This is a genomic window from Actinoplanes sp. CA-131856, assembly GCF_050956135.1.
Taxonomy (GTDB): Bacteria; Actinomycetota; Actinomycetes; order Mycobacteriales; family Micromonosporaceae; genus Actinoplanes.
In genome coordinates this window covers 10256155-10271395 of the sequence record NZ_CP191849.1, presented here as the reverse complement: position 1 = coordinate 10271395, position 15241 = coordinate 10256155, and the positions used below count along the sequence as shown (strand labels likewise).

Below are 15241 nucleotides of genomic sequence, written 5' to 3'. Positions count from 1 at the left end.
GATGCGCTGGGGTGCGCAACCAAACCCCGGTTGCACACCCCACCCCATCGCGATCGAACCCCACACGTCGTCGCAACGGGATCACCCAAGCCAGGGCGAGTGGTGGTCAAAGCGCAACCACCGCACCGTGGGGGTCTGGGGGCTCGGCCCCCAGGTAGATACGCGAGCTGGATCGGCTTGCGCTTTTTGCAAGCAGACTCCACCTCCAGGGAGCCCCCGGTCGGGATCGAACCGACGACCTCCCGTTTACAAGACGGGTGCTCTGGCCATCTGAGCTACAGGGGCGTGTGTTGTGCGGGGCCAAGCATATCTGCTGTGGGCTTATGGGCTGCCCTTGGCATGACGTGTAAAAAGCTTTACGTTTACGGGGCTGTTTCCACTCGGATCGTCCGGCACGTTCCTGCCGGTGGAAAGGAAGTCGCTGCACCATGGCTACGGTTACCTATGACAAGGCCTCTCGCATCTACCCGGGGTCCGAGCGCCCCGCGGTGAACGAGCTGAACCTCGAGATCGGTGACGGGGAGTTCCTCGTTCTGGTCGGTCCCTCCGGTTGTGGCAAGTCCACCTCGCTGCGCATGCTCGCGGGGCTCGAGGATGTCGACCGGGGTCGCATTCTCATCGAGGGCAAGGACGTCACCAACCTTCCTCCGAAGTCGCGCGACATCGCGATGGTCTTCCAGAACTACGCTCTGTACCCGCACATGTCGGTGTACGAGAACATGGCCTTCGCTCTGAAGCTGCGCAAGACCTCGAAGGCGGAGATCGACCGCCGGGTCAAGGAGGCCGCGGCTCTCCTCCAGCTCGACGAGTACCTGTCGCGTAAGCCGAAGGCGCTCTCCGGTGGTCAGCGTCAGCGTGTCGCCATGGGCCGCGCCATCGTGCGTGAGCCGCAGGTGTTCCTCATGGACGAGCCGCTGTCGAACCTCGACGCGAAGCTCCGGGTCCAGACCCGTTCGCAGATCGCGACGCTGCAGGCCAAGCTCGGTGTCACCACCGTCTACGTGACGCACGACCAGGTCGAGGCCATGACGATGGGCCACCGCGTGGCCGTCATGCTCGACGGTGTGCTCCAGCAGGTGGACACCCCGCGCGCGCTGTACGACACCCCCGGCAACGTCTTCGTCGCCGGCTTCATGGGCTCGCCCGCCATGAACATCAAGACCGTTCCGCTGACCGAGGCCGGTGGCCACTTCGGCTCCCTGGCCGTGCCGCTGACCCGCGAGCAGGTCTCGGCCGCGCAGAGCGGTGGCGGCAAGGTCACCATCGGTTTCCGCCCCGAGGCGGCCGACCTGGTGTCGGAGAACGAGGGTGGCTTCCCGATCGTCGTCGACCTGGTCGAGGACCTCGGCTCGGACGCGAACGTGTACGGCCACGCCGAGCTCGAGGGTGGTTCGGAGCGCTTCACGGTCCGCACCGACCGGCGTCACATGCCCAACATGGGCGAGACGGTCTACGTCAAGCCGCAGGCGAACGCTCTCCACGTGTTCAACGCGGAGACCGGCGTCCGTATCTGACGTCCTGATCCAGTAGGAAGCGGCCTCCCGTTCGGGGGGCCGCTTCTTTTATGCCGCTTTTATGTCGCTTTTAGGCCGCGAACCTTGTCACCACGAAGTCCTTGTCGGCCACGCAGGCCAGCAGCGACGTGTTCCAGGCGCAGGAGCTGGTGCGGACGCCCTGGAGCGGGCCGAGCTGCACCGGGTCGTCGCCCAGGTGCCGGCCGGCGACGGCGGGGTCGTCGACGTAGCCGACGAGCGGCTTGCTGAATTCGAGGACGTTGGCGGCGTCCAGGCGTACGGCGTCGGCCTTGCCTGTCCAGATCTGCTTGCCGGTGGCGTCGACGAGGGTGGTCTCGGGCGCGGTGGAACGGGCCAGGACGGCCTCGCCGACCGGGACCAGCGTCTCGGCCTTGGGCACCTTGCGCTCCCAGAGCTTTCCGCCCTCGGCCAGGTCGAGGGCGACGACGGTGGCGTTCTCGTCGCCGTATCCGGTGCCCTCGATCGCGCAGGCCCGGTCGTCGCCGCAGGGGATGAGGCCGCTCAGCCGGGCGGTGGTGCCGCCGGCCGTGTACGTGACGTCGGGCTCGCCCAGCTTGTCGAGCTGATAGGTGACGATGCGGTCGGCGTCCTCGTCCTCGCGGACGATCAACCGGCCGTTGTGGGCGACCACCTCGTCGTCGGGGTCGGCCACGCTCTGCCGGGAGGCGATCACGGCGCCGGTCGCGGTGTCGATGAGCCGGACCTCACGGGCGGGCGTGATCTGGACCAGTTGAGGGTCGTCGCCGAGGTCGGCGTCGAACGGGCGGCCGGTCAGCCCGGCCGGGCCGTCGAGGTCGCCGGGGGTGGTGACCATGTGGACGGCGGTGGCCGAGGTGGACTCGCCGGGGTCGGGGCGGGTCCAGTCCTCGGTGCCGTCGCCGAGCTTCAGGCCGACGAGGCGATGGCCCTCACGGTCGGCGACGATGGCGTGGTCGCCGGCGAAATAGACGAGATCGTCGCGGCCGACGGTGCGCTGCCAGCGTTTGGTGCCCTTGTCGACGTCGAGCACGACGACCTCGCGGGTGTTCTGGGCGGGGTCGGTGTCGCTGAAAAGGGCGACGCCGCCGGGCAGGGCGACCATCTGGCGCCAGCGCTTGGCGAGGCCGGTCAGCTTCTGGCTCCAGGCCGCGGATTTTGCCCCGTCGTCGAATGCAACGACACCGAGGTCCCCGTTGTCATAGTCAGTGCTGGCGAAATAAACGCGGTCGCCGATCACGGCGGCGTCCGACCAGGAGGAGTCGATGGGCACGGCGGCCGGCACGTGCTGAAGGTCGGCGAGGGGGTGGTAATCGAGCGCGGGATAGCGCGGCCAGAGGGTCCAGGCCAGGGCCGTGCCGGCGGCGAGGACGACGGCCAAGGTCGCGGCGCCGGCGATGATCCACGTGCGGCGTTTGGCGTTCGTGGCGCCGGGCCGCGCTTCGGGGGAGTGCGTGGGCGGCGGCGCCGGGGGTTGCCAGGGCGCGGCCGACATCGGGGCGCCTGACATCGGCGCGCCTGACATCGGGGTGCCTGCCATTGGAGCGCCTGACATCGGGGCGCCTGACATTGGGGCGGCTGACATCGGATCGGCCGGCGACGGGATGGGCGATGGCGTGGCCGATGTGGGCGTGACGTGGCCGGCGGCGATCGCGGCGGCCTCGGCGGTGGCCCACGGGTCTACGGCCTCGACGTATTCGCGTTCGTCCGTTATGTCCGATGAAGGGGGTGGGCTGGGATCCGGGTTGAAGGGGCGCGCGGCAGGTTCGCGGTCGTCCGTTTTGTCCGGCGGAGGGGGCGGGCTGGGCTCTGTGCTGAATTGGTGCGCGGCTGGTGAGGCCGCGTGGCCAGGGGACGGAGCGGCGGCGGAGGCCGGATGGCCGGGCGAAGACGCGGCGGCGGAGCCTGGCTGGCCGGAGGCAGCCGCGGCGGGGCCGGGGTGGCTGGAGGCGGGGGCGGCGGCTGGGGAGATCGGGTCTACGGGTGTGGAGGCGGCCTGGGTGTCGGTGATCGGGGGTGGCACCTCGTGGGCCGTTGGGGGCGTGGGAGTCGGGGTGGCCGCGGTGGAGACGCCAGGGGTGTAGCGCAGGGCGGCGGCCAGGGTGGCGCCTTCGGCTACGGCTAGTTCGGGCTGTTCCAGGACTGTGGGAGCTATGCCCAACTCGCTGTGCAGCAGGCGGGCCACCAAAGGGACCCGGGAGGAGCCGCCGACCAGGAACAGGCCGGCCAGGTCGGTGGGGGACAGGCCGGCGGCGGCGATCACGGCGGCGGCCTCGGCCACGCCTCGGCGGATCAAGGGGTCGGCTGCGGCTTCCAGCTCGTCGCGGGTCAGGTGGACTGCCTGTTCCACGCCGGGGATCGGGACCGGGGCGAAGGAGCTGCGGGAGAGCATCTCCTTCGCGCCGCGGACGTCTTCCCAGAACTGGCGGCGGGCGCGCCACTGGGCCAGGGTGACGGGCTCGGTCAGGGCCTGCCAGGCGGCGGGCTCGGCGCCGCTCAGCGACTTGCCCAGGTGGTCGACCAGGGCCGCGTCGATGTCGAGGCCGCCCAGGTCGTCGGCGCCGCCGGAGGCCGTCACGGCGAACGGGCCGTCGGCGCCGGTTGCGCGGCGAGCCCGTCCGTCGGCGCCGGTCGCGCCGCGAGCCCCTCCGTCGGCGCCGGTCGCGCCGTGAACCCGTCCGTCGGCGGCGGTCGCGCCGCGCGTCTGTCCGTCGGCGGTGCCGAAGGTGGTCACGGTGTAGGAGGGGCCCTCGCGGCGGACCACTGCCACGTCCAGCGTGCCGCCGCCGAAGTCGAAGACGGCCAAGGATGATCTGTCGGGTAGGGGGCGGCGCAGGACCTCGGCGAAGTAGCGCGCGGCCGCCACCGGCTCGGTGACCAGTGTGGTCTCGGCGGGGGCGCCCAGGGTGTCGGACGGCCAGCCGGCCCGGCTCAGGGCCTGGGTCAGCACCGCGCGGCGGCGGGCGCCCCAGGACGCTGGACAGGTGACCACCGCCGGCGGCAGGAAGCCGGCCGTGGCGACCGCCTCGCGGGCCACCGCCTCCAGCAGGGCGGCCAGCAGGGCGGCGACCGGGACCGTGGCGCCGTCGCCGAGCATGACCGTCTCGTCGTCCACGTGACGTTTCGGGTGGGGCTCCAGACGGCCGGGGTCGGCCTGGCCCAGGCGCAGGGCGTCGGCGCCCACGGTCAGGCGGCCGGACGGGTCGAGGAAGACCGCCGAGGGCAGCAGCGGGCGGCCGTCGAACAGCAGCGGACGGGTTCGTCCGTCGGGCCGGCGGAGCATTGCCACCGTGTGCGAAGTGCCGAGGTCGACACCGAGCACGAAGCCGTCGGTCATGCGCGTCATGCTACGACCTGGGTACGACGCGACCCGCCACCTATGGTGGTCGCCATGCGCATCGAACGGATCGAAAAAGCGGAAGCGGTCCATGCCGCCGCCGATCTCTTCGACTCGCCGCCGTTGCCGGAGGTGACCGAGCGTTTCCTCGCGTCGCCGGGGCATCATCTGCTGCTGGCCTACGACGACGCCGGCGTACCCGTGGGAATGATCTCGGGGGTGGAGTTGACCCACCCGGACAAGGGCACCGAGATGTTCATCTACGAGCTGGGTGTGACCGAGGGCTCCCGCCGTCACGGAGTGGGCACCCGCCTGGTCGAAGAGTTGGCGGGAGTCGCCCGGCGTAACGGCTGCTACGGCATGTGGGTCGGCACTGAGCCCGAGAACGTCGCGGCGCGCGCCACCTATCGGCGGGCGGGCGCTTCCGAGGAGGCGCCGTTCACCTTGCTCAACTGGGATTTCATAGACGGAGTGCGCGAATGACGAGTCCGGCCCGCAACTTCCTGGCGCCCATGCGGGCGCGCTCGGCCGACGAGCCGCATCGGGTCTCGACGCCGCTGGAGCTTTTCTTCGACCTCTGTTTCGTGGTGGCGGTGGCCCAGGCCGCCCTGCCGCTGCACCACAGCATCGCCGAGCACCACGTCGGGCACGGCCTCTACGGCTATCTGACCGTGTTCTTCGCGATCTGGTGGGCGTGGATGAACTTCACCTGGTTCGCCTCGGCCTACGACACCGACGACGACGTCTACCGGATCACCACTTTGGTGCAGATCGCCGGCGCGCTGGTGCTGGCGGCCGGTGTCGAGGCCGCCTTCGAGCGCACCGACTTCCTGGTCATCACCATCGGCTACGTCATCATGCGGCTCGCCCTGGTGTCGCAGTGGCTGCGCGCGGCCCGCTCGGACCCGCAGCGCCGGGTGACCGCCTATCGCTACGCGGCCGGGGTGACCGCCGTGCAGGTGTTCTGGCTGCTGCGCCTGCTGATCCCGCACGACTCGCCGTGGATCACGCCCGCCTTCGTGGCGCTGGCCCTGCTGGAGCTGGCCGTGCCGGTGTGGGCCGAGGCCGCGCCGGGCGGGCCGACGACCTATCACCCGCACCACATCACCGAGCGGTACGGGCTTTTCACGATCATCGTGCTGGGTGAGGCCGTCCTGTCGGCCACTGTCGCTTTTCAGAGCGCGTTCGACGAGGGCGAGTACGAGTCGCCGCTGATCAGCCTGGCCGTCTCCGGGATCGTCATCGTCTTCGCGCTGTGGTGGACCTATTTCGACCGGTCGGCGCACAACCTGATCACGCGGTTGCGGACGTCGCTGATGTGGGGCTACGGCCACTACTTCATCTTCGCGGCCGCGGCCGCGGTCGGTGCCGGCATCGGCGTGAACGTCGACTACGTGACCCACCATGCGGAGATCTCGAAGACCGCGGCCGCGTACGCGATAGCCGTGCCGGTGGCCGTCTTCCTGTTCTTCGTCTGGCTGCTGCACATCCGCCCGCACCAGCGGGGCCCCCTGCTCGCGACGTACCCGGTCGGTGTGGTCCTCTGCCTGCTGACGCCGCTGGTGCCGGCGTCGGTCGAAGTGCTCGCGGTGCTGCTGGTCGTGCTGGTCGCGGTCAATTCGATGGGGGCCCGCCGGGTTCCCGATCCGATCGGCTGAGGCCGCGCAGCACGATGTCGAGGCCGCCCGTGAACTCCTGTTCGGCGGTGACCCGGCGGGCGGCGCGGGCCGTCTCGCGCATGATCGGGAAGTCGGTCTGCGCGGCGATGGCCTCGGTGCCGGGGCCGCCCAGCGCGCCCAGCTGTTCCTGCAGCAGGGCGCCGTTGAGATAGCCGACCAGGGCGCGCAGCGCGATCACCCGGTCGGTGCCGGTGAAGCCGGCTTCGGCCAGCACCGTGACGACCGATTCGGCCCAGCGCAGCAACGGCCGGCTGCGCTGGCGGTTGGCGATCAGGAGCGGCACCGCTTGCGGGTGTGTGCCGACCTGGTGACGTACGCGCAGGGCAAGGGTCTTGATCTGCTCTGTCCACTGCGGATCGGCGGGCGGTGACGTGTCGAGATCGCGCAGGCACCAGTCGGCCACGAGCAGCTCGAGCTCCGCCCGGTCGGTCACGTAGCGGTAGAGCGCCATCGTGCTCATCCCGAGCTCGGTGGCGACGGCGCGCATGGTGAGCCCGGGCAGGCCGTCGCGGTCGATGACGGCGAGCGCGGCCTCGGCCAGGCGGTCGGGGTGAAGGGATCGGGCACGGGGCACGGGTTGACAGCGTACGCGGTACGCTTACACCCTTAGGTGTACGACGTACGCCTACGAGGGGAAGCGTCATGCGCGAGCTGATCGCCGTCGATGGTGCGGTGGTTCCGATTCCCGATCCCGAGCGTCCCGTTCATCTCCAGTTCCGCCGGTTCGCCGGTTGTCCCATCTGCAATCTGCATCTCCAGTCGATCGTCCGGCGGCACGCCGAGATCGAGGCGGCCGGCATTCGCGAGGTCGTCGTCTTTCATTCGCCGGCCGAGGAGCTCCGGGAGTACGACCTGCCGTTCGCGGTGATCCCGGATCCGGAGAAGAAGCTCTACCGGGAGTACGGGGTCCAGGCGTCGCCGCGATCTCTGCTGAACCCGCGGGTGTGGGGGCCTCTGGTGCGGGCCATCGTGCGCAGCACGGTGTTGCTCCTGCGGGGGAGGGAGTCGACGCCGGCTAAGACACAGGAGCACGGGCGGCTCGGGCTGCCGGCCGACTTCCTGATCGCGCCGGGCGGGCGGATCGTGGCGAGCAAGTTCGGGCGCCACGCGTACGACCAATGGTCGGTCGACGAGATTCTGGCGGCGGGCAATTTGCTTCGCATGGGTTGATATCGATGGCCTCATAGTGGGCGTTATCGCTGGTAACCCGCCGGAAATCCGCTGGATCCCATGCGTCGAACGGAATGTCACGGCCTAGTCACGACGTCATCGACCGTAGTGACTTCTATTCCGATCGATCGGAAGATTCGGGAGATGCGCTCTGTGAACCCCCGCTGAGCGCCTTCCTTCCGGAGGACCCGTACGTGAGACAACAATCCACTTGGGGCCGTCGAACGTTCATCTCGGTGCTGGCGGCCGGCCTGGCCACCGGCGCGGCGACGATGACCGGCTCGCTCCCGGCCGCGGCCGATCCCGGCTCGGGCGCGCTGCCCGCCACCCAGCAGAAGGCGTCCGACACCCCCAAGGAGTCGCCGGCCGACACCCTCGGCTCGCACGACGCCGAACTGCTCGCCCAGGCCGAAGCGGCCAAGAAGAAGAACGTCACGGTCATCATCGCGGCCGAGGACGGCAAGTCGGCCGACGTCGCCGCCAAGATCGAGGCGCTGGGCGGCGTGGTCGCCCGTCGCTTCGACCAGATCGGCTACGTGCTCGCCTCGGTGCCGACCGGTCAGGTCATCGCCGCCGCCAAGCTCGCCGGCATCCAGGCCGTCGACCTCGACGAGACGATCAAGCTGCCCGAGACCGACCTGGCCGGCACCCAGTCGTCCAAGCCGGCCGCGCCGCTCGCGCCTCCGGGACCGCAGACGCCGGCCGCGAACCCGTACATGCCGACCGACGAGACCGGCTCGGTGGACTTCAAGAAGAAGAACCCGAAGTACGACGGTCGCGGCATCACCATCGGCATCATGGACTCCGGTGTCGACCTGGCCCACCCGGCCCTCCAGAAGACCACCACCGGCGAGCGCAAGATCGTCGACTGGGTCACCTCGACCGACCCGCTGCTCGAGGGCGACGGCTCGTGGCGGGCCATGCTGACCTCGGTCGCCGGGCCGACGTTCTCGTACGCGAACACCACCTGGAAGGCGCCGGCCGGCAACTACCGGGTCAACCGCTTCAGCGAGTCGATCACGGCGGCCAGCGACGCCGCGGGTGACGTCAACCGCGACGGCGACACCAACGACACGTGGGGCATCCTCTACGACCCGGAGACGCACGACATCCGGGTCGACGTGAACCAGAACTTCGACTTCACCGACGACGCCGTGATGCGGCCGTACAAGGAGAAGTACGACGTCGGTTACTTCGGCACCGACAACCCGGCCACCGCGGTGGCCGAGCGGATGCCGTTCGTGGTCGAGTACCGCGAGGACGTCGACATCGAGCCGGCCGGATATCCGGCGGGCACGGTCGCCGACTTCGTCAACATCGGCATCCCGGAGAGCCTGCACGCCTCGCACGTGGCCGGCATCGCCGCGGGCAACGACCTGCTCGGCAACGCCAACTTCGACGGTCAGGCGCCCGGCGCCAAGATCGTGTCGTCGCGTGCCTGCTCGTGGGGCGGTGGCTGCACCGCCGCCGCGCTCACCACCGGCATGTCCGACCTGGTCATCAACCGGCACGTCGACGTGATCAACATGTCGATCGGCGGCCTGCCCGCGCTCAACGACGGCAACAACGCGCGGGCCGACCTCTACAACGACCTGATCCGCAAGTACGGCGTGCAGATGTTCATCTCGGCCGGCAACAGCGGCCCGGGCGTGAACACCATCGGCGACCCGTCGGTGGCCTCCGACGTGGTCAGCGTCGCCGCCAGCATCACCAAGGAGACCTGGCTCTCCAACTACGGCGCGGTGACCCGCAAGGACCAGCAGCTCATCCCGTTCTCGTCGCGCGGACCGCGTGAGGACGGCGGCTTCAAGCCGAACATCGCCGCGCCGGGTTCGGCCGTCTCGCTGAGCCCGACCTGGGAGGTCGTGCCCGGCCTGGCCACCGTGCCGTACACGCTGCCGCCCGGCTACTCGATGCAGAACGGCACCTCGATGGCCTCCCCGCAGGCCGCCGGTGGCGCCGCGCTGCTGCTCTCGGCGGCCAAGCAGAACGGCATCAAGGTCTCGCCGGCGTCGCTGCGCCGCGCGATCTACACGACGGCCGACACGATCCCGGGCGAGCAGGTCAACGAGCAGGGCTACGGCCAGCTCGACGTGCCCAGCGCGTGGACGACGCTGAAGAAGAAGTCGCCGACGCGCGACTACACCTCGTCGGCGCCGGTCTGCACCCCGCTCGACGACCTGCTGGCGAAGGACGGTCAGGGCGTCGGCATCTACAACCGGTGCGCGGCCTCGGCCGGCGGCTTCAAGCCCGGGCAGACCAAGGTCGTCACCATCAAGCTCACCCGTACGTCCGGACCGAGCTACCCGGTGATCCACAAGCTCAGCTGGAAGGGTGACCGCGGCAACTTCCTGTCCTCGCCGCTGGTCGTGCTGCCGCTGAAGAAGACGGTCTCCGTGCCGGTCGTGGTCCGCGCCAACAACGGCGTGACCGCGGGCCTGCTCGAGGTCGACGACCCGACCACCCCGGTGATCGACTTCGAGGTGCTGAACACGGTCGTGGCCGGTGTCGAGTCGCCGAAGCCGGCGTACTCCAACACCTTCAAGGGCGCTGTCGACCGCAGCTCGACGACGTCGTTCTACGTCAACGTGCCGGTCGGCACCAAGGCGCTCCAGGTCGACCTGTCCGGTCTCGCGGCCGGCTCGCAGACCCGGTGGATCGGCGTCAACCCGTACGGTGTGCCGGTCGAGGACACCGCGTCGACGGCCTGCTACAGCAACTACAGCGACGAGGTGGCCTGCAAGCCGAGCGAGCGGGCCTACGAGAACCCGATCCCCGGCATCTGGGAGCTCGAGGTCGAGTCGCGGCGCACCACGCCGGTGCTGAGCAACCCGTTCACGCTGACCGCCAAGGTGCAGGGCGTCTCGGTGACGCCGGAGACCACGACGCTGTCGAACGTGACGGTCGGCGCGGCCAACCCGGTCACCTGGACCGTGAAGAACAACTTCGGCCCGGTGAAGGTCACCCCGCAGGGTGGCCCGCTCGGCAGCGCCAACCGGCAGCGGCCGACGATCGCCGACGGGGAGAGCCAGGAGTTCACGTTCACGCTGCCGGCCGGCTCGGCCTCGCTGAACGTGGCGATCGGCAACCCGGCCGACGCGGCGGCCGACCTCGACCTGAGCCTCTACCTGGGTGACACCCTGGTCGGCCAGGACGCGGACGGCGACTCGGAGGAGTCGATCTCGCTGACCAACCCGGCGGCGGGCGACTACACGGTCGTGGTCGACGGCTACTCGGTGCCCGCGGGCACGACGGCCTACGACTACCTGGACGTCTACTACAGCAGCGCGCTGGGCGCGGTCACCGTGCCGAGCACGGCGACCACCCTGGCCAACGGGGCGAGCACCACGGTGACCGGCGCGGTCACGGTGGCCTCGACGCCGCCGGCCGACCGGGAGCTCTTCGGTGACCTGGCCATCGTGACGGACGAGGGCGCGGTCGTCGGCCGGGCCACGGTCGTCGTGGCGTCGATCGCCGGCTAGCAGCCGAACGAGAAGGCCCGCTCCCGATCGGGGAGCGGGCCTTCTTGCTGAACGGGACTACTTGTACTGCTGGTCGATCCCGGCGACGGGGCGGCCGTTCGGGGAGAACTGGCGGTGCTCGTCGATCGGCTCCTCGTGCAGGCGCGGGTCCTCGGGCGTGACCGAGGCGGCAGCGGGGGCGGCCGCGGCAGCGGGCTTCGGCCGCTTGTTCGGCTTCGCCTGCGAGAAACCAGGGTCGGCGGCCGGGATGATGGCCATGCCGCCGGCCGGAAGGCCGCTGGTGTCGGCGGGGTCGCCGGTCGCCTTGCGCGCGATCGGCCGGTTCAGGCCGGCCGACGGGCGGGTCAGGCCGGCCGACGGCTGGCCGTCGGGCATGAGCAGGCCGCCGACCACCGGCAGACCGCCGGAGTTGCCGAGCAGCGGCAGGTTGCGCAGGGGCAGCTGCTGGAGCGGAAGCTGCTGCAGCGGCGAGCCCTGGAGCGGGAGCTGTTGCAGCGGCGAGCCCTGGAGCGGCAGCTCCTGCAGCGGGACGTCGCGCAGCGGCCGGTCGAGGGCCTGGCCGTTGCGGGTGCGCTGGAGCGTTCCGCCGACCACGTCGGCCGCCGGGAGCTGCGGCTTGGGCTCGTTGGCGGCGTTGCCGGGCAGCAGCGGGTTCAGGTCGGGGGTGCCGGTCGGTGCCCGGAAGCCCACGACGGGGTTCTGCGCGAGCGGGCTGTCGTTGAGCGAGCTGTAGCGCAGTGGATTGTCCACATTGACGCCGTTGCTCTGGCCGAGCACGTCGGCGAGACGCTGGTCGAGCTGCTGCTCGGCGGTGTCGGTGCCCACGCCCGGCAGCAGATCGGCCTGCGCGGGGGTGGCCCCGAACAGGAAGATCCCTCCGGCGAGCACCGCTCCGGCGACGATCGTTTTGCGCACTGAACTCCTCCTGGCGACTGGGGGATGCTGACCTTTAACCCAATTCGGACTTAAGGCTCGGATGGGGCAACGAGCGGCCCCGGCGGCGGGTTCCGGCTGGTTACGATCGCGGCGTGGCAACCGATCAAGGCAGATCCCTCATGGCCCGGCTGCGCGAGCGCACGAACGACGCCCGCCCGCACATGGTGATCTGCGGATCGGACGCCCTGGTCTACACGTTGGCCGAGGAGCTGGCCCGCTCCGGCCACCGGGTCCGGCTCACCCTGATCACCCCGCCCGAGCTGAAGACGGCCGTCCCCGATCTGGGTGACCTGCGGGCCCGCGGGGTTCGGGTGATCACCGCGACCCGGCTCGACGAGCGCACGTTCCGCGACGCCGGCCTGGCCGGAGCCGACGCGCTGGCCCTGGTGATGCCGGACGACATGGTCAACCTCCACGCCGCTCTCTGCGCCCGCGCGGTCGAGGGCGACCTGCGGCTCGTCATCCGGATGTTCAACACCGGTCTGGCGTACGGCGTCAGGCGGCTCTTCGCGGACTGCGCGGTGCTCTCGGACGCCGCGATGGCCGCGCCCGCCTTCGTCGCGGCCGCGCTCGGCGAGGTGGCGCCGACCCACTTCCGCTACGCGGCCCGCACCATGAACGTGGCCCGGCGGGCCGACGTGCCGGACGACGCGGTCCTGCTCACGCTGGCCACATCGGATGGCAACGGCACGACCACGGTGCTGCCGCCGGACTCGGAGGCCAAGCCGGCCGACCTCGTGCTGGCCGAGGCCGGGCGACGGCCGGCCGCGCAGGCGGTGACCGCCCGCCGGCTCTCCCGCGAGGGCCGGCGCCGCCGGCCGTGGCTGTCGGTCGGCCGGGCCATCCGGGTCGGCCTGAGCCGCAAACTGGGCATCGCGGTGCTGGTCGCGCTCGGCCTCACCCTGGTCTCCGGGGTGCTGCTGAGTCACTTCACGGGCGTACAGGGATTCTGGAAGTCGATCTACATCACGCTGCTGACCGTTGTCGGGTCGTCCGATGTGGAGGAGAACAACAAGCCGGCCGCCCAGGCCGCCCAGCTCGTGCTGACCCTGGCCGGGGTGGCGCTGCTGCCGCTGGTCACCGCGGCCGTGGTCGACGGCGTGGTCAAGACCCGGCTGGCCCTCGACCGGGGCGAGATCCTCAAGGTCTACTCGGGCCACATCGTGCTGGTCGGGCTGGGCAACGTCGGCACCCGGGTGCTGCGCCAGCTGACCGATCTCGGCCTCGACGTGGTGGCGATCGACCGCAATCCGGAGGCCCGCGGCGTGAAGGTCGCCGAGAGCCTGGACGTGCCGGTGATCATCGGGGACGCGGCCCTGGAGGAGACGCTGCGCTCGGCGTCGATCGCGAACTGCCAGGCCCTGGTCGTGGTCTCCACCGACGACGCGGTCAACCTCCAGGCCGCCCTGCACGCAAGGCAGGCCCGCGACGGCATCCGGGTCGTGCTGCGGCTGTTCGACGACGACTTCGCGCGGCGGGTGCAGGACGCGTTCAACATCGACATCTCCCGCAGCGTCTCGCGGCTGTGCGCGCCGGCCTTCGCGGCCGCCATGCTGGAACGCGAGGTGCTGGCCACCATCCCGGTCGAGCGGCACGCGCTGCTGGTGGCCGCGGTCAAGGTGACGCCGGGCTCGGCCTTGGACGGGGCGGCCGTGCAGAGTGCCGACCGCCCGGAGAGCGCCCGGGTGATCGGGATGACCGCGGCCGGCTCCGAATGGGTCGACTGGCTGCCCGACGCCCGGCGCGTGCTGGCGCCGGGCGACGAGATCGTGGTGGTGGCCCGCCGGGCCGGCCTGCGGGTGCTGCTGGAGCAGGCGGCGCGGCCGCTAGAGACCGCCGGCGAGTGAACCCACCTCGACGCCGAGGACGGCCTGCTCGTCGGGCTTCTTGGCCAGGATGTCCTTGAGGTACGACTGCACGGCCGCGGCCATGCCCACGTCGCGGCCGGCCTGCTCGGAGAGCAGCCACTTGTGCTGGATGACCTGGGTGAAGATCTCCTGCGGCTCCAGCTTGCGGCGCAGGTCGGGCGGCACGGCCCGGACCACCGGCTCGAAGACCTCGGTGAGCCAGCGGTGCGCGGCCTGCTGTTCGTCGGTGAGCAGGCTCTCGGCGCGGTAGGTGTCGAGGTCGTTCAGGAGCTGGCGGGCCTGGTTCTCCTCGGCGTCGAGGCCGGTCAGGCGCAGCAGGCGGCGGGTGTGGTAGCCGGCGTCGACGACCTTCGGGCGTACCCGATATCCGCCGTCGGTCGTGGACATGGCCACCTCGGCCACGTCGAAGCCGAGCTCGTTGAGGCGGCGGATGCGGCCCTCGATGTCGTGCCGGGCGTCGTCACGGGGCACTTTCTGCTCGTACGTCACCTCGTGCCACAGCCGCTCGTACCGCGCCACGATGTCGTCGACCACGGCCTCGGGGTCGATCGACTCGTGCAGCAGCTCGGCCGCCTCGAGGTCGAGCAGCTCGCCGAAGATGTTGAGCCGCAGGATCTCGACGTCCTCGCTGCGCTGGCCCTCGGAGAGCTTGGGGTAGAGGTTGCCGGTCTCGGCGTCGACCAGGTAGGCCGCGAAGGCGCCGGCGTCACGGCGGAACAGCGTGTTCGACAGTGAGCAGTCGCCCCACGAGAAGCCGGTGAGGTGCATGCGCACCACCAGGGCGGCCAGCGCGTCGAGCAGGCGGTTGAGCGTGTTCGGCCGCAGCACGTGCGAGAACAGCGCGCGGTAGGGCAGCGAGAACTGGAGGTGCCGCGTGATCAGCACGCTCTCCAGCGGCTCGCCGTTCGCGTCCTCGCGGTCGGTGACGATGCCGACCGCCTCGACGGCCGGGAAGTCGATGCGCTCGAGGGCGCGCAAGAGGTCGTACTCCTTCTCGGCGATCCGTTCCCGGGTCTCCTTGAGGGCGTACACGACGTTGTTGAGCTTCACGAACCGCACGATGTGGCGGGAGATGCCCTGGGGCAGGGCGACCAGGTGATCCGCGGGCCATTCCTCCAGCGGAATGCCCCACGGCAGTTCCAGCAGCGCTGGGTCGACGACGGCGGAAGTGATTCGCACCGAACCAGTGTGCACGGTCTCCCCGGCGCGTCGCTGCCGCAGGTGGCTCGTTACACACAAGCGAGAACGCCTGATTAGC

The 15241-nt window shown here is 70.5% G+C and carries 10 protein-coding genes and 1 tRNA gene; 6 read left to right on the top strand and 5 right to left on the bottom strand.

The genetic code is table 11. The features are described from left to right. Positions 1-211: 211 nt before the first annotated feature. Positions 212-285, bottom strand: a tRNA-Thr gene (locus ACQP2X_RS47355). A 143-nt stretch (positions 286-428) separates the two neighbouring features. On the opposite strand from ACQP2X_RS47355, the gene ACQP2X_RS47350 reads away from it, so the two are divergent. Then, entirely contained in the window at positions 429-1514 is a 1086-nt protein-coding gene (locus ACQP2X_RS47350) for an ABC transporter ATP-binding protein (protein WP_498655788.1), read from the top strand. 70 nt (positions 1515-1584) lie between these two features. On the opposite strand, the gene ACQP2X_RS47345 is transcribed toward ACQP2X_RS47350, so the two are convergent. Beyond that, the gene (locus tag ACQP2X_RS47345) at positions 1585-4848 is read right to left on the bottom strand and encodes an Hsp70 family protein (protein ID WP_498692784.1); all 3264 of its coding nucleotides are present in this window, start codon (positions 4846-4848) and stop codon (positions 1585-1587) included. A gap of 54 nt (positions 4849-4902) precedes the next feature. Here ACQP2X_RS47345 and ACQP2X_RS47340 point away from each other — a divergent pair, with 54 nt between their 5' ends. Together ACQP2X_RS47340 and ACQP2X_RS47335 are read left to right on the top strand one after the other, a co-directional pair. Further along, positions 4903-5331 carry a GNAT family N-acetyltransferase gene (locus ACQP2X_RS47340; protein ID WP_498692782.1) on the top strand — a complete coding sequence of 143 codons (429 nt, stop codon included), beginning with the start codon at positions 4903-4905 and terminating at the stop codon, positions 5329-5331. Next, a complete protein-coding gene (locus ACQP2X_RS47335; RefSeq protein ID WP_498692780.1) occupies positions 5328-6506 on the top strand; it encodes a low temperature requirement protein A in 1179 nt (392 codons plus the stop codon). The genes ACQP2X_RS47340 and ACQP2X_RS47335 overlap by 4 nt, the downstream gene beginning before the upstream one ends. Here ACQP2X_RS47335 and ACQP2X_RS47330 read toward each other — a convergent pair. After that, entirely contained in the window at positions 6463-7101 is a 639-nt protein-coding gene (locus ACQP2X_RS47330) for a TetR/AcrR family transcriptional regulator (protein ID WP_498692778.1), read from the bottom strand. The genes ACQP2X_RS47335 and ACQP2X_RS47330 overlap by 44 nt on opposite strands. Before the next feature lie 68 nt (positions 7102-7169). Between ACQP2X_RS47330 and ACQP2X_RS47325 the strand changes: the two genes are divergently transcribed. Both ACQP2X_RS47325 and ACQP2X_RS47320 read left to right on the top strand, forming a co-directional pair. Continuing rightward, on the top strand, positions 7170-7697 hold the full coding sequence (locus tag ACQP2X_RS47325) for a peroxiredoxin-like family protein (RefSeq protein WP_498692776.1): 528 nt from the start codon (positions 7170-7172) through the stop codon (positions 7695-7697). Between the two features lie 194 nt (positions 7698-7891). Continuing rightward, complete coding sequence (locus tag ACQP2X_RS47320; protein WP_498692774.1) at positions 7892-11179, top strand: S8 family serine peptidase; 3288 nt, start codon at positions 7892-7894, stop codon at positions 11177-11179. A 57-nt stretch (positions 11180-11236) separates the two neighbouring features. On the opposite strand, the gene ACQP2X_RS47315 is transcribed toward ACQP2X_RS47320, so the two are convergent. Beyond that, complete coding sequence (locus tag ACQP2X_RS47315) at positions 11237-12094, bottom strand: hypothetical protein (RefSeq protein WP_498692773.1); 858 nt, start codon at positions 12092-12094, stop codon at positions 11237-11239. Positions 12095-12207: 113 nt separating this feature from the next. On the opposite strand from ACQP2X_RS47315, the gene ACQP2X_RS47310 reads away from it, so the two are divergent. After that, positions 12208-13962: a potassium channel family protein gene (locus tag ACQP2X_RS47310; RefSeq protein WP_498692772.1), complete on the top strand. Its 1755-nt coding sequence runs from the start codon at positions 12208-12210 to the stop codon at positions 13960-13962. On the opposite strand, the gene ACQP2X_RS47305 is transcribed toward ACQP2X_RS47310, so the two are convergent. Next, positions 13942-15162, bottom strand: a complete 1221-nt coding sequence (locus ACQP2X_RS47305; RefSeq protein ID WP_498655779.1) for a DUF4032 domain-containing protein — start codon at positions 15160-15162, stop codon at positions 13942-13944. The two genes, ACQP2X_RS47310 and ACQP2X_RS47305, sit on opposite strands and share 21 nt — an antisense overlap. Between the last annotated feature and the right edge of the window lie 79 nt (positions 15163-15241).

Coding starts and splice junctions, on each gene's coding strand:
- ACQP2X_RS47350 (WP_498655788.1), top strand. CDS start 429: ATGGCTACGGTTACCTATGACAAGGCCTCTCGCATCTACCCGGGGTCC.
- ACQP2X_RS47345 (WP_498692784.1), bottom strand. CDS start 4,848: ATGACCGACGGCTTCGTGCTCGGTGTCGACCTCGGCACTTCGCACACG.
- ACQP2X_RS47340 (WP_498692782.1), top strand. CDS start 4,903: ATGCGCATCGAACGGATCGAAAAAGCGGAAGCGGTCCATGCCGCCGCC.
- ACQP2X_RS47335 (WP_498692780.1), top strand. CDS start 5,328: ATGACGAGTCCGGCCCGCAACTTCCTGGCGCCCATGCGGGCGCGCTCG.
- ACQP2X_RS47325 (WP_498692776.1), top strand. CDS start 7,170: ATGCGCGAGCTGATCGCCGTCGATGGTGCGGTGGTTCCGATTCCCGAT.